The sequence below is a fragment of the Pseudomonas kitaguniensis genome (genome assembly GCF_009296165.1).
Classification (GTDB): domain Bacteria; phylum Pseudomonadota; class Gammaproteobacteria; order Pseudomonadales; family Pseudomonadaceae; genus Aquipseudomonas; species Aquipseudomonas kitaguniensis.
Genome location: NZ_VUAZ01000054.1, coordinates 1 through 24884, shown reverse-complemented (window position 1 = coordinate 24884; position 24884 = coordinate 1). Strand labels below are relative to the sequence as shown.

The window sequence follows — 24884 nt, the reverse complement described above, 5'->3', positions numbered from 1 at the left end:
TCAAACCTCGCGAGCCCCGCCGATAAGGGGTTTCGCTGCCGCCGCCTGAGGAGAAAATTAGAAATGACCTTCGTCGTCACCGACAACTGCATCAAGTGCAAGTACACCGACTGCGTAGAAGTGTGTCCGGTGGACTGCTTCTACGAAGGCCCGAACTTCCTGGTTATCCACCCGGATGAGTGCATCGACTGCGCCCTGTGTGAGCCAGAATGCCCGGCCGTCGCTATTTTCTCCGAGGACGAAGTCCCGGCAGAGATGCAGGAATTTATTCAGTTGAACGTCGAGTTGGCGGAAATCTGGCCGAATATCACTGAGAAGAAAGATTCGCTGCCGGATGCGGCCGAATTTGATGGCGTGAAAGGCAAGATCAAAGACCTCATACGCTAACAGCGTCGACGCCCTCGAAAAGGCCCCTTGCGGGCCTTTTTGCGTTTCTGCGTGGCGGGTTTCACTTTTCTACAGGCGAAAAAAAGGGGCGGTATGACCCGCCCACATTTTCTCCATAGTCCCTTTGATCCTTTTCATCATCCTGATGAATCGCATCCCGCGATGTTCCGTCGAACCATCGTTCCTTGATGGCCGTGTCAATCCGTGGACACAGGGCTGATATTAGAGAGTTCCAAAGGAAGTTCAACGGGATCCAAACCTCTGGCTGACACGCTTGGCCGATGAGCGACACATAAATAATTGTTATATTTCAAATAGATAGAAAAATCTCTCGACGTTTTGAGTCGCACACACCCGGTAAAAAAACCGAACACTTACGCAGAAGTAAGTGAATGCTTACGCGCACAACTGCGTAAAAGCAGCATCGGCCCCCGTTGAGCATTTTTCAGGCAATAAAAAACCCCCATACAGGGGGCCATATTATCTGTGGCGAGCGGGCTGCTCGCCGCAGGGCCGCTCGCCACAGGGAGGGATCAGTCGTCGCTGACTGTGATCGTCGGCATCGCAGGCGCAGCCGCTTCTTGCAGAACGATTCGCGCGCCCACATGACGGGCCAGTTCCTGGTAGATCATCGCAATCGGCCCATTGGGCTCGGCCGCCACGGTGGGCTTGCCGCCATCGGCCTGCTCACGTATCTCCATCGCCAATGGCAACGAGGCGAGCAATTCGACGCCGTACTGGGTCGCCAGCTTCTCGCCACCGCCCTCGCCAAACAGATGCTCGGCGTGGCCGCAGTTGGAGCAGATGTGCACCGCCATGTTTTCCACGACGCCCAGCACCGGGATGTTGACCTTGCGGAACATCTCCACGCCTTTTTTTGCGTCAAGCAACGCCAGGTCCTGCGGCGTGGTGACGATGACGGAGCCGGCCACCGGGACTTTCTGCGCCAGCGTCAACTGGATGTCACCGGTGCCGGGCGGCATGTCGATCACAAGGTAGTCGAGGTCGCCCCAGGCGGTCTGCGTAACCAGTTGCAGCAACGCGCCGGAGACCATCGGCCCGCGCCAGACCATCGGTGTGTTGTCATCGGTGAGGAAGGCCATGGACATGACTTCCACGCCCATCGACTCAATCGGCACGAACCACTTCTGGTCCTTGACCTTGGGCCGCGTGCCTTCGGCGATGCCGAACATCACGCCCTGGCTGGGGCCGTAAATATCGGCGTCGAGAATACCCACGCGCGCCCCTTCACGGGCCAGCGCCAGCGCCAGGTTGGCGGCGGTGGTGGATTTGCCCACGCCGCCCTTGCCGGACGCCACGGCGACCACGTTCTTGACGTTGGCCAGGCCCGGGATTTGCGCCTGGGCCTTGTGCGCGGCGATCACGCATTGAATGTCGACCTTGGCCGAACGCACACCGTCCAAGCCTTCAATGGCCATTTGCAGCATCTGCGCCCAACCGCTTTTGAACAGGCCGGCGGCATAGCCCAGTTGCAACTGGACCGAGACCTGATCACCCTGAATCTCGATGGCGCGCACGCAACCGGCATTGACCGGGTCCTGGTTCAAATAGGGGTCGGTGTATTGGCGAAGAACGGCTTCCACCGCTGCGCGAGTGACGGCGCTCATGGGCTACTCCCGAAAAAAGACTGACTGAAACAGGCGGCTATCCTAACCGTTCCAGGCGCCCAGCGGCATGCTTTCGACGGCGCGCACGCTGCTGAAACAACGCCACGGGGTGAAATATATTTGCGGGCGCTTTATAGTGGCCGACCTCCGTTTCATCAAGTAGCCGAGCCCCATGTCCGAGCCACGCAAGATCCTCGTCACCAGCGCCCTGCCCTATGCCAATGGTTCTATCCATCTTGGCCATATGCTTGAGTACATCCAGACCGATATGTGGGTGCGCTTCCAGAAGCATCGCGGCAACCAATGCATTTATGTCTGCGCGGACGACGCCCACGGTTCGGCCATCATGTTGCGCGCCGAAAAGGAAGGCATCACCCCGGAACAACTGATCGCCAATGTGCAGGCTGAACACAGCGCCGACTTTGCCGAGTTCCTGGTCGATTTCGACAACTTCCACTCCACTCATTCCGAAGAAAACCGCGAGCTGTCGAGCCAGATCTACAAGCGCCTGCGCGACGCCGGGCATATTGATACGCGCTCGATTACGCAGTATTTCGACCCGGAAAAGAAAATGTTCCTGGCCGACCGCTTCATCAAGGGCACCTGCCCTAAATGCGGCACCGAAGACCAGTACGGCGATAACTGCGAGAAGTGCGGTGCGACCTACGCGCCCACTGACCTGAAAGACCCGAAGTCGGCCATCTCCGGCGCCACGCCGGTGCTTAAAGATTCGCAGCACTTCTTCTTCAAGCTCCCGGATTTCCAGCAGATGCTGCAAACCTGGACCCGCAGCGGCACCCTGCAGGACGCCGTGGCCAACAAGATCGCCGAATGGCTGGACGCCGGCCTGCAACAGTGGGACATCTCCCGCGATGCGCCGTACTTCGGTTTCGAGATCCCCGATCAGCCGGGCAAGTATTTCTATGTGTGGCTGGACGCGCCGATTGGCTACATGGCCAGCTTCAAGAACCTGTGTGACCGCACGCCGTCGCTGGATTTCGACGCGTACTGGGCCAAGGACTCGACTGCCGAGCTGTACCACTTCATCGGCAAAGACATTGTTAACTTCCACGCGCTGTTCTGGCCGGCGATGCTTGAAGGTTCGGGCTACCGCAAGCCGACCGGCATCGCGGTGCACGGCTACCTGACGGTGAATGGCCAGAAGATGTCCAAGTCGCGTGGCACCTTTATCAAGGCGCGCACCTACCTGGACCACCTGTCGCCGGAATACCTGCGCTACTACTACGCCTCCAAGCTGGGCCGTGGCGTCGATGACCTCGACCTGAACCTGGAAGACTTCGTACAGAAGGTCAACTCGGACCTGGTCGGTAAAGTGGTCAACATCGCCAGCCGCTGCGCGGGTTTTATCCACAAGGGCAATGCCGGTGTATTGGTGGCCGAGAACGCCGCGCCGGAACTGACCGACGCGTTCCTGGCGGCCGCGCCAAGCATTGCCGACGCTTATGAAGCGCGCGACTTTGCCCGTGCGATGCGCGAGATCATGGGCCTGGCCGACCGCGCCAACGCCTGGATCGCCGACAAGGCGCCGTGGTCGCTGAACAAGCAGGAAGGCAAGCAGGCTGAAGTGCAGGCGATTTGTGCCACGGGCATCAACCTGTTCCGCCAACTGGTGATCTTCCTCAAGCCGGTACTGCCGTTGCTGGCCGCCGATGCCGAGGCGTTCCTCAACGTCGCGCCGCTGACCTGGAATGACCACGCCAGCTTGCTCGGCAACCACCAACTGAACGCGTTCAAGCCGCTGATGACGCGTATCGACCCGGTCAACGTGCAGGCGATGACCGACGCTTCGAAAGAAGACCTGATCGCCAGCCAGACCGACACCGGCGAGCCCGCGCCTGCCGGCAACGGCGAACTGGCTAAGGACCCGCTGTCCCCGGAGATCGACTTCGACGCCTTTGCTGCCGTGGACCTGCGCGTTGCGCTGATCATCAAGGCCGAAGCCGTGGAAGGCGCCGACAAGCTGCTGCGCCTGACGCTGGACATCGGTGACGAGCAACGCAACGTGTTCTCCGGGATCAAGAGCGCTTATCCGGATCCGTCCAAGCTCGATGGTCGCCTGACCATGATGATCGCCAACCTCAAGCCACGGAAAATGAAGTTCGGCATTTCCGAAGGCATGGTGATGGCGGCCGGCCCCGGCGGTGAGGAAATCTACCTGCTGAGCCCGGACAGCGGCGCCAAGCCAGGGCAACGTATCAAGTAAGGCTCAAGGCCCGCGGTAAGCGGGCCTGTTTTATGACGCGCGCGTGATGTATGGCGAGCGGCTTACCTGTACAAGCGTTATGTATTCAACCGGCATGCCCATGAACCTGATTCAACGTATCGACGCGCTGCTGCCGCAGACCCAATGCGGCAAATGCGGGCACCCAGGCTGCAAGCCTTACGCCGAAGGCATCGCCGCCGGTGAGGCGATCAACAAGTGCCCGCCGGGTGGGCAGGAAACCATCGCGGGCCTTGCGCAACTGCTGCGTGTGCCGGTGTTGGAACTCGATACCCGCCGTGGCGAAGCCCCAGCCGTTGTCGCCTATATACGTGAGGCCGAATGCATCGGCTGCACCAAATGCATCCAGGCCTGCCCGGTGGATGCGATTGTCGGCGCCGCCAAGTTGATGCACACCGTGATCGTTGATGAGTGCACCGGCTGCGACCTGTGCGTTGCGCCCTGCCCTGTCGATTGCATTGAGATGCGCCCGGCGGCCAACGTGCTGCCGATTGTCGGCGGCATGGCGGCCAACGACCATGAACGCCATGAACGTGGCCTCAAGCGTGACCGGGCGCGGCGACGCTACGAACAACGCAATGCGCGCTTGCAACGCGAAGAAGCCCACAAACTCGCCGAGCGCCTCGCGCGGGCCAAGCGTTCGACGCCGGTTGCGCCGGTGCAGGCCAACACAGCGCAAGCGGCCAGGGATGCTGCGGTCAAAAAAGCCAAAATCAGCGTGGCCATGAGCCGCGCCCAGTTACATAAATCGTTGAAGGCGTTTGGTCACCCGCCGACCTTTGAGCAACAGTCGCAATTGATTGTGCTGCAGCAGCAATTCGAAGCGGCTGAGCAGGCACTGGATGCACTGGAAGTGAACAGCCCGCCACCGGCGTCAACGACGACGAGCAAAGACCCCGAGCTCAAGCGCGCGAAAATCCAGCTGGCGTATGCCCGGGCGAATGTCGGCAAATTGCAACGCCAGCCGGGCGTCAGCGCGGATGAACTGCAGGCCGCACAACGCACGCTGGAAGACGCGCAGCGTCAGGTGGACGCTCACCTCAGCGCGTGAGCCGCAGCAAGCACCGCAGGCTGCCGGGTAGCGTGGTGATGGTTTATCCTGCCGGGGTTATGGCTGGCAGGCTCCCCTGCCTGTGCACACTTTTCACAATCACGTTGACTGCCTGCAAGGAACTACCTGCCCCATGAACGCCGCAAAACGCCTGGAAATCTTCCGCAGGCTTCACGAAGACAATCCGGAACCTAAAACCGAACTGGCCTATTCCTCGCCGTTCGAGTTACTGATTGCGGTGATTCTGTCGGCCCAATCCACGGACGTTGGCGTGAACAAGGCCACCGCAAAACTGTACCCGGTAGCCAATACGCCGGAGGCCATCCATGCCTTGGGCGTAGACGGGTTGTCCGAATACATCAAGACCATCGGTCTGTACAACAGCAAGGCCAAAAATGTTATCGAAACCTGCCGCCTGCTCGTAGAGCTGCATGGCAGCGAAGTGCCAAACACCCGCGAAGCCCTCGAAGCCCTCCCCGGCGTGGGCCGCAAAACCGCGAACGTGGTGCTCAATACCGCGTTCCGGCAACTGACCATGGCGGTCGACACGCATATTTTTCGCGTCAGCAACCGAACCGGCATCGCGCGCGGCAAGAACGTGGTTGAGGTGGAAAAACAACTGATGAAGTTCGTGCCCAAGGCGTATCTGCTTGATTCCCACCATTGGCTGATCTTGCACGGGCGCTACGTTTGCCAGGCCCGCAAACCGCGCTGTGGGAGCTGCCGTATCGAAGACCTGTGCGAATACAAGGAGAAGACCTCAGACGATTGAGGCTTCATTGCGTTTCCCGATCACTCGATTGAAAAAATCTTTTTTACCCCGCCATGGAATATCGTTATAAGGGGCGCCAACGGCATTCTTAGCCTGGAGTTAACCTTATGAGCACTGGCAAAGAACAACTGGATCTGGAAGACGACCTCGTTGCAGAGTCGGAAGACGATGGGGAAGCACCTGTTGCTGAGGTGGCCAAGACCAATCTGAGCAAACGTCGCACGATCGACAACCTTCTGGAAGAGCGCCGCTTGCAGAAACAATTGGCCGATTACGACTTCGATCTCTAATCGACCCGTTGACGACCGGAAGCCTCCCTGACGGAGGCTTTTTTCTGCCGGTTACGCTTGCCCTTCAGTGGCAACCGCCTGCGCTATACAAGGCCGTTGCGTTGGGCCAGCTCGATCAGGTCGACGAGGGAGCGCGCATTCAGCTTGAGCAGCAGGCGGGTCTTGTAGGTACTGACAGTTTTGTTGCTCAGAAACATGCCGTCGGCAATCTCCTTGTTGGTTCTGCCACGCGCCAACTGCTGCAGCACCATCATCTCGCGACCCGACAGGCGTTCGACCATATCCGCTTCACTGGCGTTGCCCATGGTGGAGCGCACCGAATTAAGCGCCTGGTTAGGGAAATAGCTGTAGCCGGAGAGTACTGCCTTGATGGCGCTCAACAACTCGGTCAGGTCCTGCTGCTTGCACACGTAGCCAGCCGCCCCCGCCTGCATGCAACGCATGGAAAAATGGCCGGGCGCCTGGGACGTCAGCACCAGCACCTTGAAGGGCGCAGCCTGCTTGGTAGACGCCAGGCGACAAATCACTTCCAGCCCATCGAGTTTGGGGATCCCGATATCCAGTATGACAATGTCAGGCACATGCTCGCGCGCCAGTTGTAACGCATCGACGCCGTTATCAGTCTCGGCAACGACTTCATAACCATGACGTTCCATTAGCATGCGTACAGCAAGACGAATGACGGGATGATCATCCACGATCAGCACTTTATTCATGAGAAAGTCCAATTTCGCTGTTCGAATTATTTAGAGCAAGCACAATAGCCTAGTCGTTTCCTAGTTGGCATAGTGCTCACCCCCAAGCAACAGCAAGCAGAGACCCAACCCACAATGCTTTAGGAATTGACCTACAAAAAAACACCCAGTTGGATACATCGAGCTTTACGGGGACTTTCAGAACTTTCCGAAGCCATACATATTTTGAATGAAATATAGGCCTCGTAAGCGCTGTAACGTCCACGCGCAGAACCTTTCTTTCAGAAAATGTCCATTGCTTGTCACCACCGGGCGAATGAAGAGGTGAAAAAATTCCGCGGTTATTAGTTCCATTCAACATAGTTTCCGACCTCCCTAATTCCTACAGAATTTTCCGCTCCTTACATAAGTTTCGCCCTCATATAGTGAATCTTCTGTAAGACATAGTTCCTAGGCAGGTGTTAAAAATTCATTCAGACGTAAAAAAACAGCCATCAAGAAAAACCAGTCCACCTATGTTTATATCGGACAAGCGATAAACATTTACTCAGCACTTTTAAACATTGCAGTTCATTCAACTGCCTGGCCCCTTGATAAACAGGCAAAAAAAATGGCCCCTTGGGCAAGGGGCCATGTTTACAACGCGGGTATGACTCAGAACAACTTGCGACCCTTGTTGGCCGCAATGCGCATACGCAGTGCGTTCAACTTGATGAAGCCTGCTGCGTCCGCCTGGTTGTAAGCGCCGCCATCTTCTTCAAAGGTGGCGATATTGGCGTCGAACAGCGACTCATCAGACTTGCGACCGGTGACGATCACATTGCCCTTGTACAGCTTCAGGCGCACAACGCCGTTCACGTGGGCCTGGGAAGCGTCGATCATCTGTTGCAGCATCAGACGCTCAGGGCTCCACCAGTAGCCGGTGTAGATCAGGCTGGCGTACTTGGGCATCAACTCGTCTTTGAGGTGAGCCACTTCGCGGTCCAGGGTGATCGACTCAATGGCGCGGTGGGCGCGCAGCATGATGGTGCCGCCCGGGGTTTCGTAGCAGCCACGGGACTTCATGCCCACGTAACGGTTCTCAACGATGTCGAGACGGCCGATACCGTGTTCGCCACCGATACGGTTGAGGGTCGCCAGCACGGTGGCCGGGGTCATTTCGACGCCGTCCAGCGCGACGATGTCGCCGTTGCGGTAGGTCAGTTCCAGGTACTGAGGCTTGTCTGGAGCGTTCTCCGGGGAGACGGTCCATTTCCACATGTCTTCTTCGTGCTCGGTCCAGGTGTCTTCCAGCACGCCGCCTTCATAGGAGATGTGCAGCAAGTTGGCGTCCATCGAATACGGGGACTTCTTCTTGCCGTGACGCTCGATCGGGATGGCGTGCTTTTCAGCGTAATCCATCAGCTTTTCACGCGACAGCAGGTCCCATTCACGCCAAGGCGCAATCACTTTCACGCCAGGCTTGAGCGCGTAGGCGCCCAATTCGAAACGCACCTGGTCGTTGCCCTTGCCGGTAGCACCATGGGAAATGGCGTCGGCGCCGGTTTCGTTGGCGATTTCGATCAGGCGCTTGGCGATCAGCGGACGTGCGATGGAGGTACCCAGCAGGTACTCGCCTTCGTAGACGGTGTTGGCGCGAAACATCGGGAAGACGAAATCGCGGACGAATTCTTCGCGCAGGTCGTCAATGTAGATCTCTTTCACGCCCATGGCTTGCGCCTTGGCACGTGCAGGTTCGACCTCTTCGCCCTGACCCAGGTCAGCGGTGAAGGTCACCACTTCACAGTTATAAGTATCCTGCAGCCACTTGAGGATCACCGAAGTGTCCAGGCCGCCGGAATACGCGAGAACGACCTTGTTTACGTCGGCCATGCCATCACTCCACGGGGTTGTACGGAAAGGCAACGATTCTACCGATCAAAACCATGGATTTACAGGGGCGCGACAGCAAATGAAGATAAAGCGACAGATTATGTCGAGAGAGCGACCGAAGGTCGCACCCTAGGATATATGCGCAGGGTTAGTCGGCGCCGTGGCTTGGGGCGCCGGTTTTTCGGGGGCCGCCACGCGTTCAAGCTGAACATTCACGCGGCGGTTACGCGCCCGGTTGGCAGCATTGGTGTTGGGCGCCAGTGGGTAGCTTTCGCCATGAAAGCGCAGCGTGATCTGCGATTCCGCAATGCCGTTGGCCTTGAAATAGTCCATCACGGCCAGGGCACGACGGCGCGAGACGTCGCGGTTGGTCAGCCGATTGCCGCTGTTGTCGGAATGGCCATTGAGCTCGATATGGTTAACCGTAGGGTCGGCCTTCATGTACGTGACAATCACGTCGAGCTTCTTCTTAGCCGCCGCGTCCAGCTCAATACCACCGCCAGGGAAGCCCACTTCGGCCTGTTTGACCTGATCGTAATTCATCGGCAACAGCTTGGCGGTGCACACTTGATAGTCGTTGTAGGCCTTGCTGAACTTGACCGGCAGCAGACGAATTTCCGAGTAACCGCCCTCACGCCCATAGTGGCGCACGGTCGGGCTACGGCCTTCCAGCAACCCGGTAAACAACCGCCCCGCCTGGGCCTGGGAGCTGTTGAACAAGACGTCGCCACTGCCCGCACGCACCGCGCCGAGGTTGATGTCACCGCGGCCCGGCTGCCACGGCGCAGCGGCGGCCAACAAGGTGGCGGAGCCCGCACCCAGCGCGCCGTTATAGGCTTTAAGGCGGAATGTGGCCTGCTCGCCGGCGCGGCGCACGAACTCACCCGAACCAAAATCGGCGATCGGCTGGGTCAAACGGCACTCGAACACGTCGCCCTCCACCTTCCACTCAATATTCTCCAGACGTGTCTGGAACGTGAGGGCCATCGCAGGCAGGCTGGCGAACACACTGAGCAGGGCTAGATAATGCTGGCGCACGGGCGGCTCCACTGGTTTCTACAACACTTCAAAGCGTCATACGTCGTTAAGGCATACTCAGGGGTATCGGTCACCTCCCGCAAAACTTGATAGCGAGTGCCTGCAAGAGTCTTTTCCGGTAGCATTCCCACCAGATTGACCCGCCTGGAATCCCCAATGTCCGACCGCCTGACCCTGCTGCGTCCCGATGACTGGCATATTCATCTTCGCGATGGTGCTGCGTTACCCCATACCGTGGCCGATGTAGCGCGCACGTTTGGCCGCGCCATCATCATGCCTAACCTGGTACCGCCGGTGCGTAATGCCGAGCAAGCCGACGCCTATCGCCAGCGCATCCTCGCTGCCCGACCGGCCGGCAGCCGCTTCGAACCGTTGATGGTGCTTTACCTCACCGACCGCACCCAGCCCGAAGAAATTCGTGAGGCAAAGGCCAGCGGTTTTGTGTACGCCGCCAAGCTGTACCCGGCGGGCGCGACCACCAACTCCGACTCCGGCGTTACCAGCATCGACAAGATTTTGCCGGCGATCGAAGCGATGGCTGAAGTCGGCATGCCGCTGCTGATCCACGGTGAAGTCACGCGTGGCGATGTGGACGTGTTTGACCGCGAAAAAATCTTCATCGACGAACACATGCGCCGTGTGGTCGAGCTGTTCCCGACCCTCAAGGTGGTGTTTGAGCACATCACCACGGCCGATGCCGTGCAGTTTGTCACCGAGGCTTCGGCCAACGTCGGTGCGACCATCACCGCGCATCACCTGCTCTACAACCGCAACCACATGCTGGTGGGCGGGATTCGGCCGCACTTCTATTGCCTGCCGATCCTCAAGCGCAACACCCACCAAGTGGCCTTGCTGGATGCCGCCACCAGCGGTAACCCGAAGTTTTTCCTCGGCACCGACTCGGCGCCTCACGCCCAGCACGCAAAAGAAAACGCCTGTGGCTGTGCCGGTTGCTACACCGCGTACGCCGCAATCGAGCTGTACGCCGAGGCGTTCGAGACGCGCAACGCGCTGGACAAGCTCGAAGGTTTCGCCAGCCTCAACGGCCCGCGTTTCTATGGCCTGCCAGCCAATACCGAGCACATTACCCTGGTCCGTGAAGACTGGACCGCCCCTGCCAGCCTGCCGTTTGGCGAGCTGACCGTTATCCCGCTGCGCGCCGGTGAAACACTGCGCTGGCGCCTGCTGGAGGAAAGCAAGTGAGTGAAGACCATTACGACGACGAACACGAGCACAGCGGTGGCGGCTCCCGCCACCCGATGGCCGAGCGGTTTCGCGGCTATCTGCCGGTTGTCATCGACGTAGAAACCGGCGGCTTCAACTGCGCCACCGACGCCTTGCTGGAAATTGCCGCTACCACTATCGGCATGGACGAACAGGGCTTCGTGTTCCCGGAACACACGCACTTCTTCCGCGTAGAACCGTTTGAAGGCGCGAATATCGAAGCCGCCGCCCTGGAGTTCACCGGCATCAAGCTTGATCACCCACTGCGCATGGCGGTGAGTGAAGAAGCGGCGCTGACCGATATTTTCCGTGGCGTGCGCAAAGCGTTGAAAGCCAATGGCTGCAAACGCGCGATTCTGGTCGGTCACAACAGCAGCTTCGACTTGGGCTTCCTGAACGCAGCCGTGACGCGACTGGACATGAAGCGCAACCCGTTTCACCCGTTCTCCAGCTTCGACACCGCCACCCTCGCAGGCTTGGCGTACGGCCAAACCGTGCTGGCGAAAGCCTGCCAGGCGGCTGGCATCGACTTTGACGGGCGCGAGGCCCACTCGGCTCGCTATGACACCGAAAAGACTGCCGATCTGTTCTGCGGCATCGTCAACCGCTGGAAACAGATGGGTGGCTGGGAAGACTTCGGCGACTGACTGAAGGTTTGCCCGCGCATAAAAAAACCGGCCTTCTCAGGCCGGTTTTTTTTGCTGCAAACGTGGCTTACAGCTTGCCGGCGTTCTCGGTCAGGTAAGCCGCCACACCTTCGGTGGAAGCGGTCATGCCCTTGTCGCCTTTTTTCCAGTTGGCAGGGCACACTTCGCCGTGCTCTTCGTGGAATTGCAGTGCGTCGACCAGACGGATCAGCTCTTCCATGTTACGGCCCAGCGGCAGGTCGTTGATGATCTGCGAGCGCACAACGCCCTTGTCGTCGATCAGGAACGCGCCACGGAACGCCACGCCGCCTTCGGACTCAACGTCGTAGGCCTTGGCGATGTCGTGCTTCATGTCGGCAGCCATGGTGTATTTGACTTTGCCGATGCCGCCATCGTTGATGGCGGTGTTGCGCCAGGCGTTGTGGGTGAAGTGGGAGTCGATGGAAACCGCGACCACTTCAACGTTGCGCGCCTTGAAATCGTCCATGCGGTGGTCCAGAGCGATCAGCTCCGAAGGGCAGACGAAGGTGAAGTCCAGCGGGTAGAAGAATACCAGGCCGTATTTGCCTTTGATGGCTTCAGACAGTTTGAAGCTGTCAACGATTTCGCCATTGCCGAGCACGGCAGGTACGTCGAAATCCGGGGCTTGCTTGCCGACGAGTACGCTCATTGGGTATCTCCTGATAGTAAAGGTGACGATTGAAGTAAAAGGACCGGCGTTGAGTCTGCCGCGTTTAAGCGACAGCCCTGTGACGCAGTCACGCTTCGTGAAAGCCGAGCATCATACCTTAAAAAAACCGTTCGTCAGCGCGAGGGCAGCGGCGGTGCAAAGAGCCGCGAAACTATTTTGACAATCATTCTCGTTAACATTAAGATCCATCGCACTTAAGCCTTAACACCGCGACGGTTCTCCTTTATGTATGTCTGCCTCTGCACTGGCGTCACCGACGGACAAATCCGCGAAGCAATCCTTGAAGGTTGCTGCAGCTACAAGGAAGTGCGTGAAACCACCGGCGTTGCCAGCCAATGCGGTAAATGTGCATGCCTTGCCAAGCAAGTCGTACGGGAAACCCTGACGCAGCTGCAAACAGCCCAGGCCGCGATCCCCTATTCAGCAGAATTTACACACGCATAATGACGCGTGTTTTTAAGAACCGGACCGAGTGTCCGGTTTTTTTATGCCCGAAATTCAATTAGTTAGCGCCAAGACGCGGAACACAAACATTCTTATTCCGATTAATTTTCATTTATTATTCAATAACTTAGGTTTGACACTAGAGATTTCGCCGCTCAAACTCCGCCTTATACACCGTTATTACAGGGCAGGACCCCAGTCATGAAAGGCGACATCTCAGTCATCCAGCAACTCAACAAAATCCTTGCCAATGAACTGGTCGCGATCAATCAGTACTTTCTGCATGCGCGCATGTACGACGATTGGGGCCTGGAAAAGCTCGGCAAGCGTGAATACAAAGAATCCATCAAGGCGATGAAGGACGCAGACGCGCTGATCAAGCGCATCCTGTTTCTGGAAGGCCTGCCGAACGTGCAAGACCTGGGCAAGCTGAATATCGGCGAACACACTCAGGAAATGATCAGCAGCGACCTGCGTTTCGAACAGAAGAGCCACAGCGACCTCAAGGCCGCGATTGCTCACTGTGAAACACACAGCGACTTCGGCAGCCGTGAGCTGCTGGAAGAGATCCTTGAAGACCAGGAAGAGCATATCGACTGGCTGGAAACCCAACTGGGCCTGATCGTCAAAGTCAGCCTGGAGAACTACCTGCAATCGCAGATGGGTGAATAACCCACGCGGCTACAGGTAAGGCACAAAAAAGCCCCGCGCTCTGACGAGACGCGGGGCTTTTTATTGCAGGGCTTCTTACAACAGCATCAAGCTTCAGTCTTGGCTGCCGCTTTGGCCGCTGCGTCTTTGACCAATGCCTGCAACGAACCGTCCGCAGCCATTTCAGTGATGATGTCACTGCCGCCGACCAGTTCACCGGCTACCCACAGTTGTGGGAACGTAGGCCAGTTGGCGTACTTCGGCAGGTTGGCGCGAATTTCCGGGTTTTGCAGGATGTCTACGTAAGCGAATTTCTCGCCACACTGCATGATCGCCTGCGACGCTTTGGCGGAGAAACCGCACTGAGGAGCGTTTGGCGCGCCCTTCATGTAAAGCAGAATAGTGTTGCTGGCAATCTGCTCTTTGATCGTTTCGATGATATCCATGGAACACCTCGGCTGGAACTTTGCGACTCACAGGTCGGCACGGTGGCGCATTGTAACGCAAAATTCCAGCCCGGTGGTCGGGCGCCTTACGCAGCCGCCACCTGCACCGGCACGCCGTTGAGTGCCGCATTGCCCGACAACTCATCCAACTGGCGCTCATCGGTCAGGTCATTGGCACTCGCGCCCGGCTGCCCACTGGCGATGCTCATGCGCACACCCGGGCGCCCGTGGCCCCAGCCATGCGGCAGGCTGACCACACCGGGCATCATGTCCAGGCTGGCGACCACCTCCACTTCAATCATGCCAATGCGCGAGCTGACGCGAACCCGCTGGCCATCGCTCAGTTCACGGCTGGCCAAGTCATCGGGGTGCATGTGCAACTGGTGCCGAGGCTTGCCCTTCACCAGGCGGTGATAGTTATGCATCCAGGAATTATTGCTGCGTACATGGCGGCGGCCGATCAACAACAGCTCGCCGACCTTGGCCAGCGGCTGCGCCGCGAACCGCGTTAGGTCCGCCAAAATCACTGCGGGCGCTGCCTGTACCCGGCCGTTCGGGGTTTTCAGACGGTTGGCCAGGTTGGGCTTGAGCGGCCCCAAATCCAAACCATGCGGATGATCCGCCAGCGTCGCCACCGACAACTTATGGCTGGAGGCGTCGCCGTAAACCCCGCCGCGCAAACCGATGTCGATCATCTGCGCAGGCGCCATGGTGGGTTTAAGCGCCACGCCGGTCTGCGCCGCAAAAGCGGTGGCCAAGCCGACGAAGATCTCCCAATCATGCAGTGCGCCCTCGGGCTTGGGCAGGATCGCACGGTTGAAACGCGTGACGTTGCGCACTGCAAACATATTGAATGTGGTGTCGTAGTGATCGTTTTCCAGCGCTGAAGTCGACGGCAAAATCAGGTCGGCGTAGCGCGTGGTCTCGTTGATATAAAGGTCAATGCTGACCATGAATTCCAAGCCTTCCAGGGCCTGTTCCAATTGGCGGCCGTTAGGCGTCGACAGCACCGGGTTGCCGGCCACGGTGACCAAGGCGCGGATTTGCCCTTCGCCTTCGGTGAGCATTTCTTCGGCCAACGCCGACACAGGCAACTCACCGCCGTACTCCGGGCGCGCTGACACACGGCTTTGCCAGCGATTGAAATGCCCGCCGCCGGTGGATGCCACCAAGTCCACGGCGGGCGTGGTGCACAGGGCGCCACCGAGCCGATCAAGGTTGCCGGTGACCAGGTTGATCAGTTGCACCAACCAATGGCACAGCGTGCCGAACGCCTGCGTCGACACGCCCATGCGCCCGTAGCAGACGGCTTTATCCGCCGCCGCAAAATCGCGCGCCAACTGGCGGATCTGCTCGGCCGGCACCGCACATTGGCGGCTCATGGCTTCGGCAGTGAACCCGGCAATCGCTCGGCGCACGTCGTCCAGGCCGTCAACCGGCAAGTGGCTGGCGCGGGTCAGGTTTTCGCTGAACAGCGTGTTGAGCACGCCGAACAGCAGCGCTGCATCGCCGCCAGGGCGCACGAACACGTGTTGATCGGCCATCGCCGCCGTCTCGCTGCGCCGTGGGTCAACCACCACCACTTTGCCGCCTCGCGCCTGAATGGCCTTGAGACGCTTCTCCACATCCGGCACGGTCATGATGCTGCCGTTGGACGCCAGCGGGTTACCGCCAAGTATCAGCATAAAGTCGGTGTGATCGATGTCCGGTATCGGCAGCAACAAACCATGGCCGTACATCAAGTGGCTGGTGAGGTGATGGGGCAATTGGTCCACCGAGGTCGCCGAAAAGCGGTTACGCGTCTTCAACTGCCCCAGGAAGTAATTGCTGTGGGTCATCAGCCCGTAGTTGTGCACGCTGGGGTTGCCCTGATAAACCGCCACCGCATTCTGCCCATGCTGCGCCTGGATGCCCGCCAGCCGTTCGGCCACCCGCGCGAAAGCCTCGTCCCAGGGGATCGGCTGCCACTCGCTGCCCACGCGCAACATCGGCTGGTGAAGGCGGTCGGGGTCGTTCTGAATGTCCTGCAGCGCCACGGCTTTGGGGCAGATATGCCCACGGCTGAAAGGGTCGAGTGCATCGCCCTTGATTGACGTGATCGCAAGGTGGCCATCGTCGGCTTGGGTGGTTTCCAGGGTCAAGCCGCAGATGGCTTCACACAGATGGCAAGCACGGTGGTGCAGAGTCTTGGTCATGGCCGGTGTCTTCATCAGGGCTTTGGCTGAACTATGGGCCGCGACCGCAACGTGCACCAGCAACGTTAGCCGTGTGAATCGAGGGGCATCAGGCCAAAGCATGGCTAAGCGTGTGCAAATGTTTCAAAAACCCCGCGAATGGCCTCTGAAACCGGCACAGCCTGGCCCAAACCCGCCTGCATAGATTGCAAAAGGTCTCGGCGCCAGTGTACAAATGGGCCGCTGCTGTCTGGTAATCGTCTTCAAAAGCGCTCTCGCGCCCCTCTTGAACACCCTTAAAAACCGTAGCCCTATTGGTAAGACGCGACATTTAATTATAAGATCGCGCCTTCCCCTATTTCGTCGCCCCGTGCGGCTTTCGCCGCAGGTCTCGCCCGTTGTCACAATAAACAAGGCTTTGAGTATCTGCGGTCTGTTGCAAAAAGGTAGTTAATGATGAGCGCAAGGCACTTTCTCTCCCTGATGGATTGCACGCCCGAAGAGCTGGTCAGCGTGATCCGTCGAGGCATTGAGCTTAAAGACCTGCGTAACCGCGGCGTACTCTTCGAGCCTTTGAAAAACCGTGTGCTCGGGATGATTTTCGAGAAGTCGTCGACGCGCACCCGCGTGTCTTTTGAAGCGGGCATGATCCAGCTCGGCGGCCAAGCCATCTTTCTGTCGTCGCGCGACACGCAACTGGGCCGTGGCGAGCCGATTGCCGACAGCGCACGGGTGATGTCGCGCATGCTGGATGCGGTGATGATCCGTACCTTCGCGCACAGCACGGTGACCGAATTTTCCGCCAACTCCCGCGTACCGGTGATCAACGGCCTGTCCGATGACCTGCACCCGTGCCAGTTGCTGGCCGACATGCAAACCTTCCTCGAACACCGTGGCTCGATCCAGGGCAAGACCGTGGCCTGGATCGGCGACGGCAACAATATGTGCAACAGCTATATAGAAGCGGCGATCCAGTTCGACTTCCACTTGCGCATCGCCTGCCCTGAAGGCTTTGAACCGAGCGCCGAGTTCCTGGCCAAAGCCGACGGCCGCGTGCAACTGCTGCGTGATCCGAAAGACGCCGTTGTGGGCGCGCATTTGGTCAGCACCGACGTCTGGACCTCCATGGGCCAGGAAGAAGAAACCGCCAAGCGCCTGGCCCTGTTCGCCCCGTACCAGGTGACCCGCGCCCTGCTCGACCTGGCCGCCCCGGACGTGCTGTTTATGCACTGCCTGCCCGCGCACCGTGGCGAAGAAATCAGTCTGGACCTGCTCGACGATGAGCGCTCGGTCGCGTGGGATCAGGCCGAAAACCGCCTGCACGCGCAAAAGGCGCTGCTCGAATTCCTCGTGCCGCCGTCGTACCACCACGCATGAGCCAGCCGTTACTGCTGAACCTGCGTAACCTGGCATGCGGCTATCAAGATCAACGCGTGGTGCAAAACCTCAATCTGCACCTCAACGCTGGCGACATCGGTTGCCTGCTGGGCTCTTCGGGCTGCGGCAAAACCACGACCTTGCGCGCGATTGCCGGGTTTGAACCGGTGTACGCAGGTGAAATCAGCCTGGCGGGCGAAGTGATCTCAAGTGCCGGTTTTACCCTCGCACCGGAGAAACGCAAAGTCGGCATGGTGTTTCAGGACTACGCGCTGTTTCCACACCTGAGCGTGGCCGACAACATCGCCTTCGGCATTCGCAAGCACCCGCAAAAAGACCGCGTGGTGGCGGAGCTGCTGGAGTTGGTGAACCTTAAAGACCTCGGCACGCGCTTTCCCCACGCGCTTTCCGGCGGCCAGCAACAACGTGTCGCCCTCGCCCGTGCGCTGGCGCCGGAGCCGCAACTGTTGCTGCTGGATGAACCGTTCTCCAACCTCGACGGCGAACTGCGCCGCAAGCTCAGCCATGAAGTGCGCGACATCCTCAAGGCGCGCGGCACCAGTGCGATTCTGGTCACGCACGATCAGGAAGAAGCGTTCGCCGTGAGTGATCAGGTCGGGGTGTTCAAGGAGGGCCGCCTTGAGCAGTGGGACACGCCCTATAACCTTTATCACCAACCGCAGACGCCTTACGTGGCGAGCTTTATCGGCCAGGGCTACTTTATCCGTGGGCAGTTGAGTTCGCCGGAATCGGTCAGCACCGAACTCGGTGAGCTGCGCGGCAATCGCGCCTATGCCTGGCCTGTGGGCGGCGCGGTGGACGTGTTGCTGCGCCCGGATGACATCATCTACGCGCCGGACAGCGCGTTGAAGGCGCGCATCGTCGGCAAGACGTTTTTGGGTGCGTCGACCTTGTACCGTTTGCAACTGCCGACGGGCGCACAACTGGAATCGATTTTCCCCAGCCATGCGGATCATCTGGTCGGTGCGCAGGTGGGTATTCGGGTTGCCGCTGAGCATTTGGTGCTGTTCAAAGCGCCGGGCAGCACGGCTGCCTGACTAACTTGAGCAGAATGTGGGAGGGGCTTGCTCCCTCCCACCCAAGCCCTGGCCCACACAGGCCGCATCCCCCAAAAACATTCAGGCCCGGCTGATCGGCGCGAACTTGGCTTGGGTGTGTTCAGCCAGCACTGCCGCCGAGAGTTCCACTTCAAGCCCCCTTCTGCCGGCACTCACAAAAATCGTCGCGAACGGTTGCGCGGTCTCATCAATGAACGTGCGCAAACGCTTCTTCTGCCCCAACGGGCTGATGCCACCCAACAAGTAACCGGTGGAGCGTTGCGCCGCAGCCGGGTCGGCCATTTCGACTTTTTTTACCCCGGCAGCAACGGCCAGGGCTTTTAAATCCAGACTTCCGACGACTGGCACCACCGCGACCAACAATTCACCTTTTTCACTGCTGGCCAGCAAGGTCTTGAATACTTGCGCCGGGTCGAGCGCCAATTTTTCCGCGGCCTCCAGGCCATAGGACGCCGCCTTGGGATCATGTTCGTAACTGTGGATGTGATGTTCGGCGCGAACTTTTTTCAACAAATCCAGTGCGGGGGTCATGGCTACTCCGGGCGTGGCAATCAGACGGCCAATTCTAGGCCAAGCCCATGCAAAACGCTCTAGTGCGCCCCTTGCATAACATACTCGCGTGACGTAAAGCGTGATCATTCACCAAACCAATAGATGAAAAATGACCGACGGTTCACTTTCGACCTTTGACAGCCGCCTTTCTTGTCTATATTTTTTCGTTTCCGAATGCTGTAGGAATAATACTTCGGTGCGGTAAGAGTAAGCTGTTGTCAGGATGGGGATCCTGGCCACGGTGAAAATCGCGCAACAGCCCAACGAGGCGGTTCGCTAAACAAGAACAACAATTGAGGTTTGCCATGACAACTGCTCTTCAACAGCCTTCACTTTCGAGCCAATGTATGGCCGAATTCCTGGGAACAGCGCTTCTGATCTTCTTCGGTACCGGTTGTGTCGCCGCGCTCAAGGTCGCGGGCGCCAGCTTTGGTTTGTGGGAGATCAGCATCATCTGGGGGATCGGCGTAAGCATGGCGATCTACCTGAGCGCCGGTATTTCCGGGGCTCACCTCAACCCGGCGGTCAGTATCGCCCTGTGCATCTTTGCCGATTTCGAAAAGCGCAAACTGCCCTTCTATATCCTCGCTCAAGTCGCCGGCGCCTTCTGCTCCGCCGCCCTGGTGTACACGCTCTACAGCAACCTGTTTTTCGATTACGAACAAACTCACCATCTGGTTCGCGGCACACAGGCCAGCCTGGAATTGGCGTCGGTGTTCTCCACCTACCCGCATGCACTGCTGAGCACCGCGCAGGCCTTCCTGGTCGAAATGGTCATCACCGCGATTCTGATGGGCGTGATCATGGCCCTTACCGACGACAACAATGGCCTGCCACGCGGCCCGTTGGCGCCGCTGCTGATCGGCCTGCTGATTGCCGTCATCGGCAGCGCCATGGGCCCGTTGACCGGCTTTGCGATGAACCCGGCGCGGGATTTCGGGCCAAAGCTGATGACCTTTTTCGCCGGCTGGGGTGAAATGGCCTTTACCGGTGGCCGCGACATTCCTTACTTCCTGATTCCGATTTTCGCGCCGATCGTCGGCGCCTGCCTCGGTGCTGCGGCCTATCGCGGGCTGATTGCCCGCCATCTGCCAAACGCCGCACCGGCTGTAGCTGAAACACCTGACACGGCTGTCAACGGCAAAACACGTATCTCCTGATAGCGTCAGCCTGGTCCTTGCTGCCCTTATGCGGGCCAGGCTGATCACTCACTTCCTTATTTCAGTCCAAGGCAATCGACATGACCGATATTCAGAATAAGAACTACATCATTGCGCTTGATCAGGGCACGACCAGTTCGCGGGCGATCATTTTTGACCGTGACGCCAACGTGGTCTGCACCGCCCAGCGCGAATTCACCCAGCATTACCCGCAAGCCGGCTGGGTTGAACATGACCCGATGGAAATTTTCGCCACCCAGAGCGCGGTGATGGTCGAGGCCCTGGCACAAGCCGGCCTGCACCACGACCAGGTCGCCGCCATCGGTATCACCAACCAGCGTGAAACCACCGTGGTCTGGGACAAAATCACCGGCCGCCCGATCTACAACGCGATCGTCTGGCAGTGCCGCCGCAGCACCGAGATCTGCCAGCAACTCAAGCGCGACGGCCACGAGCAATACATCAACGACACCACTGGCCTGGTCACCGACCCGTACTTCTCCGGCACCAAGCTCAAGTGGATCCTCGATAACGTTGAAGGCAGCCGCGAGCGTGCGCGCAACGGCGAGCTGCTGTTCGGCACCATCGACAGCTGGCTGATCTGGAAATTTACCGGCGGCAAAACCCACGTCACCGACTACACCAACGCCTCGCGCACCATGCTCTTCAACATCCACACGCTGGAGTGGGATGCGAAGATGCTGGAGATTCTGGACGTGCCGCGCGAAATGCTGCCGGAAGTGAAGTCCTCGTCGGAAATCTACGGCCGCACCAAAAGCGGCATCGCCATCGGCGGTATCGCCGGCGACCAACAGGCCGCGCTGTTCGGCCAGATGTGTGTAGAACCCGGCCAGGCCAAGAACACCTACGGCACCGGCTGCTTCCTGCTGATGAACACCGGCGACAAAGCGGTTAAATCGCAACACGGCATGCTCACCACCATCGCCTGCGGCCCGCGCGGCGAAGTGGCGTACGCCCTGGAAGGCGCGGTATTCAACGGTGGCTCCACCGTGCAGTGGCTGCGTGACGAGCTGAAAATCATCGCCGACGCCACCGACACCGAATACTTCGCCGGCAAGGTCAAGGACAGCAACGGCGTGTACCTGGTGCCTGCGTTTACCGGTTTGGGCGCTCCATACTGGGACCCGTACGCGCGTGGCGCGCTGTTCGGCCTGACGCGTGGCGTACGCGTGGATCACATTATTCGTGCAGCGCTGGAGTCGATTGCCTACCAGACCCGTGACGTGTTGGACGCGATGCAACAGGACTCGGGCGAACGCCTGAAAGCCCTGCGCGTGGATGGCGGCGCGGTGGCCAACAACTTCCTGATGCAGTTCCAGGCCGACATCCTCGGCACCCACGTCGAGCGCCCGCAAATGCGTGAGACCACCGCACTCGGCGCCGCCTACCTGGCAGGCCTGGCCTGTGGTTTCTGGAGCAGCCTCGACGAGTTGCGCGGCAAGGCCGTGATCGAGCGCGAATTTGAGCCACAGCTCGATGAAGCCGCCAAAGAGAAACTCTACGCAGGCTGGCAAAAAGCAGTCAGCCGCACCCGCGACTGGGAACCGCACGAAGGCGCTGAATAAGCCAACCAACGGCCCCATGGAGGGTTGAAACTGGCAGGGAGCAGATTCCTGCGTCATCATGGGCCACTTTTGTATGGCAGCCCAAAGGACGTCTCATGAATCTGCCTCCCCGCCAGCAACAAATCCTCGAACTGGTCCGCGAACGCGGCTACGTCAGTATCGAGGAAATGGCGCAGCTGTTCGTTGTCACCCCGCAAACCATCCGCCGCGATATTAACCAGTTGGCGGACGCCAATCTGCTGCGCCGCTACCACGGCGGCGCCGCCTATGATTCCAGCGTCGAGAACACCGCGTACGCCATGCGTGCCGACCAGATGCGTGATGAGAAACAACGCATTGCCGAAGCCATCGCCGCGCAAATCCCCGACCACGCCTCGCTGTTCATCAATATCGGCACCACCACCGAATCCGTCGCGCGTGCGCTGCTTAATCACAATCACCTGAAAATCATCACCAACAACCTCAACGTCGCCACCATGCTCAGTGCCAAGGACGATTTTGATGTGCTGTTGACCGGCGGTAACGTGCGCCGTGATGGCGGTGTGGTGGGCCAGGCGAGCGTCGACTTTATCAACCAGTTCAAGGTCGACTTTGCGCTGGTGGGTATCAGCGGCATTGACGAGGACGGCAGCCTGCTGGACTTCGATTATCAGGAAGTGCGGGTTTCCCAAGCGATCATCGCCAATGCGCGCCAAGTCATTTTGGCGGCGGATTCGAGCAAATTCGGGCGCAATGCCATGATTCGCTTGGGGCCGATCAGCCTGGTGGATTGTTTGGTGACGGATCAACAGCCGGTGCCGGCGCTGGTGCAGGTGTTGAATCAGCATAAGGTTCGGCTGGAGGTGGTTTAGCGTTTGCACCGCCGCCATCGGGAGCAAGCCCCCTCCCACAGTTGCCTGCATTGCCACAGTTGGCCTGGCTCCAACATGAGAATAGGGGCAACTGTGGGAGGGGGCTTGCTCCCGATGGCAATCTATCCAGCACCCACTTTATAGAGACGCCCCCAGGCTCATGTTCACAATTCTTCCTTTCCCCGCCCTTCGATCAGTTTTTTCAATCGAAGTTGGGTGGCTGTGCGCGCATTTATCAGCTACCATTTTCGCAAATGAACATTAATGTTCGAATTCCAAGACGATAAGATCGCGAGGACTGCCGATGAACCCTTCCACCTTGCCTGTCCCACCGCTTGCCGAAGTCTATGACGTTGCCGTAATCGGCGGCGGCATCAACGGCGTTGGCATCGCAGCAGACGCAGCCGGTCGCGGGTTGTCGGTTTTCCTTTGCGAAAAGGACGACTTGGCCAGCCATACGTCCTCCGCCAGCAGCAAACTGATCCACGGCGGCCTGCGTTACCTTGAACATTACGAGTTCCGCTTGGTACGTGAAGCGTTGGCCGAGCGCGAAGTGTTGCTGGCCAAGGCCCCGCACATCGTCAAACAGATGCGCTTCGTGCTGCCGCATCGCCCGCACCTGCGCCCTGCGTGGATGATCCGCGCTGGCCTGTTCCTGTACGACCACTTGGGCAAGCGCGAAAAACTCGCCGGTTCCAAAAGCCTCAAGTTCGGCCCTGACAGCCCGCTCAAAAGCGAAATCACCAAAGGCTTTGAATACTCCGATTGCTGGGTTGACGACGCCCGCCTGGTAGTTCTCAACGCCATGGCCGCACGTGAAAAAGGCGCGCACATCCACACCCAAACCCGTTGCGTCAACGCTCACCGCAGCAATGGCCTGTGGGAAATGAACATGCAACGCGCCGATGGCAGCCTGTTTTCGATCCGCGCCCGGGCACTGGTGAACGCGGCCGGCCCGTGGGTCGCCAAGTTCATCAAGGAAGACCTGAAGCTGGAATCGCAGTACGGCATCCGCCTGATCCAGGGCAGCCACCTGATCGTGCCAAAACTCTACGAAGGTGCGCACGCGCACATTCTGCAGAACGAAGACCAGCGCATCGTTTTCACCATTCCGTACCTGAACCACCTGACCATCATCGGCACCACCGACCGTGAATACAGCGGCGACCCGGCGAAAGTGGAAATTACCGACGGTGAAACCGACTACATGCTCAACGTGGTCAATGCTCATTTCAAGAAACAAGTGAGCCGTGACGACATCGTGCACACCTACTCCGGCGTGCGCCCGTTGTGCAACGACGAATCGGACAACCCATCGGCCATCACCCGCGACTACACGTTGTCGCTGTCTGGCGGCACAGGTGAGGCGCCGATCCTGTCGGTGTTCGGCGGCAAGCTGACCACCTACCGCAAACTCGCCGAGTCGGCGATGGCGCAGTTGGCACCCTACTTCACGCAGATGCGCCCAAGCTGGACGGCCACCGCCAGCCTGCCGGGCGGCGAAGACATGACCACGCCGGAAGCCTTGGCGGATGCGATTCGCGCCAAGTTCAACTGGGTGCCGAGCGAAATTGCACGGCGCTGGTCGACTACGTACGGCAGCCGTACCTGGCGCTTGCTCGAAGGCGTGCAATCGTTGGCTGACTTGGGCGACCACTTGGGTGGCGGCTTGTACACCCGCGAAGTCGATTACCTGTGTGCGGAAGAATGGGTCACGCAACCTCAGGATGTGCTGTGGCGCCGCACCAAGCTGGGTCTGTTCACCACACCGCAAGAGCAGGACAACGTGGAGCGTTACTTGTCCAAGGTCGAGCAGAATCGCGCGAAGATCGAAGCCGCCTGACTCCGCGCCGCACCAGGTCAAAAATGTGGGAGCAAGCCTCATCCTATCGACGGAGCGGCCCGCCCGAACGCCGACCCAATCTCCAAGGCAGAATGTGGTCAAACTGTGGGAGGGGGCTTGCTCCCGATGGCGGTGGGTCAGTCAATTCATGTATCAACTGTAAAACTGCTATCGGGAGCAAGCC

22 protein-coding genes and 1 pseudogene are annotated in these 24884 nt (G+C 59.0%); 15 read left to right on the top strand and 8 right to left on the bottom strand.

Annotation, left to right across the window (positions count from 1 at the left end; all coding sequences use genetic code 11):
• Positions 1-63 precede the first annotated feature (63 nt).
• Entirely contained in the window at positions 64-387 is a 324-nt protein-coding gene (gene fdxA, locus F0169_RS10385; RefSeq protein ID WP_058412691.1) for a ferredoxin FdxA, read from the top strand.
• A gap of 533 nt (positions 388-920) precedes the next feature.
• On the opposite strand, the gene apbC is transcribed toward fdxA, so the two are convergent.
• On the bottom strand, positions 921-2015 hold the full coding sequence (gene apbC, locus F0169_RS10380; RefSeq protein ID WP_152746445.1) for an iron-sulfur cluster carrier protein ApbC: 1095 nt from the start codon (positions 2013-2015) through the stop codon (positions 921-923).
• Between the two features lie 172 nt (positions 2016-2187).
• On the opposite strand from apbC, the gene metG reads away from it, so the two are divergent.
• The 4 genes and pseudogenes from metG (at position 2188) to F0169_RS10360 (ending at position 6370) form a co-directional block, all read left to right on the top strand.
• Positions 2188-4239: a methionine--tRNA ligase gene (gene metG / locus F0169_RS10375; RefSeq protein WP_058412693.1), complete on the top strand. Its 2052-nt coding sequence runs from the start codon at positions 2188-2190 to the stop codon at positions 4237-4239.
• Positions 4240-4351: 112 nt separating this feature from the next.
• A pseudogene (rsxB, locus tag F0169_RS28385) lies at positions 4352-4726 on the top strand (electron transport complex subunit RsxB); the annotation flags it as partial.
• Positions 4727-5441: 715 nt separating this feature from the next.
• Positions 5442-6080 (top strand): endonuclease III, encoded by a 639-nt coding sequence (gene nth / locus F0169_RS10365; RefSeq protein ID WP_152746444.1) that lies wholly within the window; start codon positions 5442-5444, stop codon positions 6078-6080.
• Positions 6081-6187: 107 nt separating this feature from the next.
• Positions 6188-6370 carry a PA3496 family putative envelope integrity protein gene (locus tag F0169_RS10360; RefSeq protein ID WP_058412695.1) on the top strand — a complete coding sequence of 61 codons (183 nt, stop codon included), beginning with the start codon at positions 6188-6190 and terminating at the stop codon, positions 6368-6370.
• 83 nt (positions 6371-6453) lie between these two features.
• Here the strand turns inward: F0169_RS10360 and F0169_RS10355 are convergent, their stop codons facing one another.
• From F0169_RS10355 to F0169_RS10345, 3 genes are all read right to left on the bottom strand, one after another.
• A complete protein-coding gene (locus F0169_RS10355; protein ID WP_058412696.1) occupies positions 6454-7086 on the bottom strand; it encodes a response regulator transcription factor in 633 nt (210 codons plus the stop codon).
• 633 nt (positions 7087-7719) lie between these two features.
• Positions 7720-8937: an argininosuccinate synthase gene (locus F0169_RS10350; protein ID WP_017738284.1), complete on the bottom strand. Its 1218-nt coding sequence runs from the start codon at positions 8935-8937 to the stop codon at positions 7720-7722.
• Positions 8938-9066: 129 nt separating this feature from the next.
• A complete protein-coding gene (locus F0169_RS10345) occupies positions 9067-9975 on the bottom strand; it encodes a flagellar protein MotY (protein ID WP_058412697.1) in 909 nt (302 codons plus the stop codon).
• A gap of 156 nt (positions 9976-10131) precedes the next feature.
• On the opposite strand from F0169_RS10345, the gene pyrC reads away from it, so the two are divergent.
• Both pyrC and rnt read left to right on the top strand, forming a co-directional pair.
• Positions 10132-11178, top strand: a complete 1047-nt coding sequence (pyrC, locus tag F0169_RS10340) for a dihydroorotase (protein ID WP_058412698.1) — start codon at positions 10132-10134, stop codon at positions 11176-11178.
• Positions 11175-11846, top strand: a complete 672-nt coding sequence (gene rnt / locus F0169_RS10335; RefSeq protein WP_058412699.1) for a ribonuclease T — start codon at positions 11175-11177, stop codon at positions 11844-11846. The genes pyrC and rnt overlap by 4 nt, the downstream gene beginning before the upstream one ends.
• 67 nt (positions 11847-11913) lie before the next feature.
• Here rnt and F0169_RS10330 read toward each other — a convergent pair whose 3' ends face one another.
• A complete protein-coding gene (locus tag F0169_RS10330; protein WP_057724790.1) occupies positions 11914-12516 on the bottom strand; it encodes a peroxiredoxin in 603 nt (200 codons plus the stop codon).
• Between the two features lie 246 nt (positions 12517-12762).
• Here F0169_RS10330 and F0169_RS10325 point away from each other — a divergent pair, with 246 nt between their 5' ends.
• Both F0169_RS10325 and bfr read left to right on the top strand, forming a co-directional pair.
• On the top strand, positions 12763-12981 hold the full coding sequence (locus F0169_RS10325; RefSeq protein ID WP_099235954.1) for a bacterioferritin-associated ferredoxin: 219 nt from the start codon (positions 12763-12765) through the stop codon (positions 12979-12981).
• 201 nt (positions 12982-13182) lie between these two features.
• Positions 13183-13653 carry a bacterioferritin gene (gene bfr, locus F0169_RS10320; protein WP_058412700.1) on the top strand — a complete coding sequence of 157 codons (471 nt, stop codon included), beginning with the start codon at positions 13183-13185 and terminating at the stop codon, positions 13651-13653.
• Between the two features lie 86 nt (positions 13654-13739).
• Here bfr and grxD read toward each other — a convergent pair whose 3' ends face one another.
• Both grxD and F0169_RS10310 read right to left on the bottom strand, forming a co-directional pair.
• Positions 13740-14078, bottom strand: a complete 339-nt coding sequence (gene grxD / locus F0169_RS10315; RefSeq protein WP_058412701.1) for a Grx4 family monothiol glutaredoxin — start codon at positions 14076-14078, stop codon at positions 13740-13742.
• Between the two features lie 86 nt (positions 14079-14164).
• Positions 14165-16273, bottom strand: a complete 2109-nt coding sequence (locus F0169_RS10310; RefSeq protein WP_152746443.1) for a molybdopterin oxidoreductase family protein — start codon at positions 16271-16273, stop codon at positions 14165-14167.
• 435 nt (positions 16274-16708) lie between these two features.
• Here F0169_RS10310 and argF point away from each other — a divergent pair, with 435 nt between their 5' ends.
• Positions 16709-17629, top strand: coding sequence for an ornithine carbamoyltransferase (gene argF / locus F0169_RS10300; protein WP_058412703.1), 921 nt, complete (start codon positions 16709-16711; stop codon positions 17627-17629).
• Positions 17626-18687: an ABC transporter ATP-binding protein gene (locus F0169_RS10295; protein ID WP_152746442.1), complete on the top strand. Its 1062-nt coding sequence runs from the start codon at positions 17626-17628 to the stop codon at positions 18685-18687. Before argF ends, F0169_RS10295 begins: the two co-directional genes overlap by 4 nt.
• 81 nt (positions 18688-18768) lie before the next feature.
• Here F0169_RS10295 and ybaK read toward each other — a convergent pair whose 3' ends face one another.
• Positions 18769-19239 (bottom strand): Cys-tRNA(Pro) deacylase, encoded by a 471-nt coding sequence (gene ybaK / locus F0169_RS10290; RefSeq protein ID WP_152746441.1) that lies wholly within the window; start codon positions 19237-19239, stop codon positions 18769-18771.
• A 326-nt stretch (positions 19240-19565) separates the two neighbouring features.
• Here ybaK and F0169_RS10285 point away from each other — a divergent pair, with 326 nt between their 5' ends.
• The 4 genes from F0169_RS10285 (at position 19566) to glpD (ending at position 24700) form a co-directional block, all read left to right on the top strand.
• Positions 19566-20420, top strand: a complete 855-nt coding sequence (locus tag F0169_RS10285; RefSeq protein ID WP_152746440.1) for an MIP/aquaporin family protein — start codon at positions 19566-19568, stop codon at positions 20418-20420.
• An 80-nt stretch (positions 20421-20500) separates the two neighbouring features.
• Positions 20501-22006: a glycerol kinase GlpK gene (gene glpK / locus F0169_RS10280; protein WP_058412707.1), complete on the top strand. Its 1506-nt coding sequence runs from the start codon at positions 20501-20503 to the stop codon at positions 22004-22006.
• A 95-nt stretch (positions 22007-22101) separates the two neighbouring features.
• Positions 22102-22857 carry a DeoR/GlpR family transcriptional regulator gene (locus F0169_RS10275; protein ID WP_058412708.1) on the top strand — a complete coding sequence of 252 codons (756 nt, stop codon included), beginning with the start codon at positions 22102-22104 and terminating at the stop codon, positions 22855-22857.
• 304 nt (positions 22858-23161) lie between these two features.
• The gene (gene glpD, locus F0169_RS10270) at positions 23162-24700 is read left to right on the top strand and encodes a glycerol-3-phosphate dehydrogenase (RefSeq protein ID WP_058412709.1); all 1539 of its coding nucleotides are present in this window, start codon (positions 23162-23164) and stop codon (positions 24698-24700) included.
• Positions 24701-24884 lie beyond the last annotated feature (184 nt).

Coding starts and splice junctions, on each gene's coding strand:
- fdxA (WP_058412691.1), top strand. CDS start 64: ATGACCTTCGTCGTCACCGACAACTGCATCAAGTGCAAGTACACCGAC.
- apbC (WP_152746445.1), bottom strand. CDS start 2,015: ATGAGCGCCGTCACTCGCGCAGCGGTGGAAGCCGTTCTTCGCCAATAC.
- metG (WP_058412693.1), top strand. CDS start 2,188: ATGTCCGAGCCACGCAAGATCCTCGTCACCAGCGCCCTGCCCTATGCC.
- nth (WP_152746444.1), top strand. CDS start 5,442: ATGAACGCCGCAAAACGCCTGGAAATCTTCCGCAGGCTTCACGAAGAC.
- F0169_RS10360 (WP_058412695.1), top strand. CDS start 6,188: ATGAGCACTGGCAAAGAACAACTGGATCTGGAAGACGACCTCGTTGCA.
- F0169_RS10355 (WP_058412696.1), bottom strand. CDS start 7,086: ATGAATAAAGTGCTGATCGTGGATGATCATCCCGTCATTCGTCTTGCT.
- F0169_RS10350 (WP_017738284.1), bottom strand. CDS start 8,937: ATGGCCGACGTAAACAAGGTCGTTCTCGCGTATTCCGGCGGCCTGGAC.
- pyrC (WP_058412698.1), top strand. CDS start 10,132: ATGTCCGACCGCCTGACCCTGCTGCGTCCCGATGACTGGCATATTCAT.
- F0169_RS10330 (WP_057724790.1), bottom strand. CDS start 12,516: ATGAGCGTACTCGTCGGCAAGCAAGCCCCGGATTTCGACGTACCTGCC.
- F0169_RS10325 (WP_099235954.1), top strand. CDS start 12,763: ATGTATGTCTGCCTCTGCACTGGCGTCACCGACGGACAAATCCGCGAA.
- bfr (WP_058412700.1), top strand. CDS start 13,183: ATGAAAGGCGACATCTCAGTCATCCAGCAACTCAACAAAATCCTTGCC.
- grxD (WP_058412701.1), bottom strand. CDS start 14,078: ATGGATATCATCGAAACGATCAAAGAGCAGATTGCCAGCAACACTATT.
- F0169_RS10310 (WP_152746443.1), bottom strand. CDS start 16,273: ATGACCAAGACTCTGCACCACCGTGCTTGCCATCTGTGTGAAGCCATC.
- argF (WP_058412703.1), top strand. CDS start 16,709: ATGAGCGCAAGGCACTTTCTCTCCCTGATGGATTGCACGCCCGAAGAG.
- F0169_RS10295 (WP_152746442.1), top strand. CDS start 17,626: ATGAGCCAGCCGTTACTGCTGAACCTGCGTAACCTGGCATGCGGCTAT.
- ybaK (WP_152746441.1), bottom strand. CDS start 19,239: ATGACCCCCGCACTGGATTTGTTGAAAAAAGTTCGCGCCGAACATCAC.
- F0169_RS10285 (WP_152746440.1), top strand. CDS start 19,566: ATGACAACTGCTCTTCAACAGCCTTCACTTTCGAGCCAATGTATGGCC.
- glpK (WP_058412707.1), top strand. CDS start 20,501: ATGACCGATATTCAGAATAAGAACTACATCATTGCGCTTGATCAGGGC.
- F0169_RS10275 (WP_058412708.1), top strand. CDS start 22,102: ATGAATCTGCCTCCCCGCCAGCAACAAATCCTCGAACTGGTCCGCGAA.
- glpD (WP_058412709.1), top strand. CDS start 23,162: ATGAACCCTTCCACCTTGCCTGTCCCACCGCTTGCCGAAGTCTATGAC.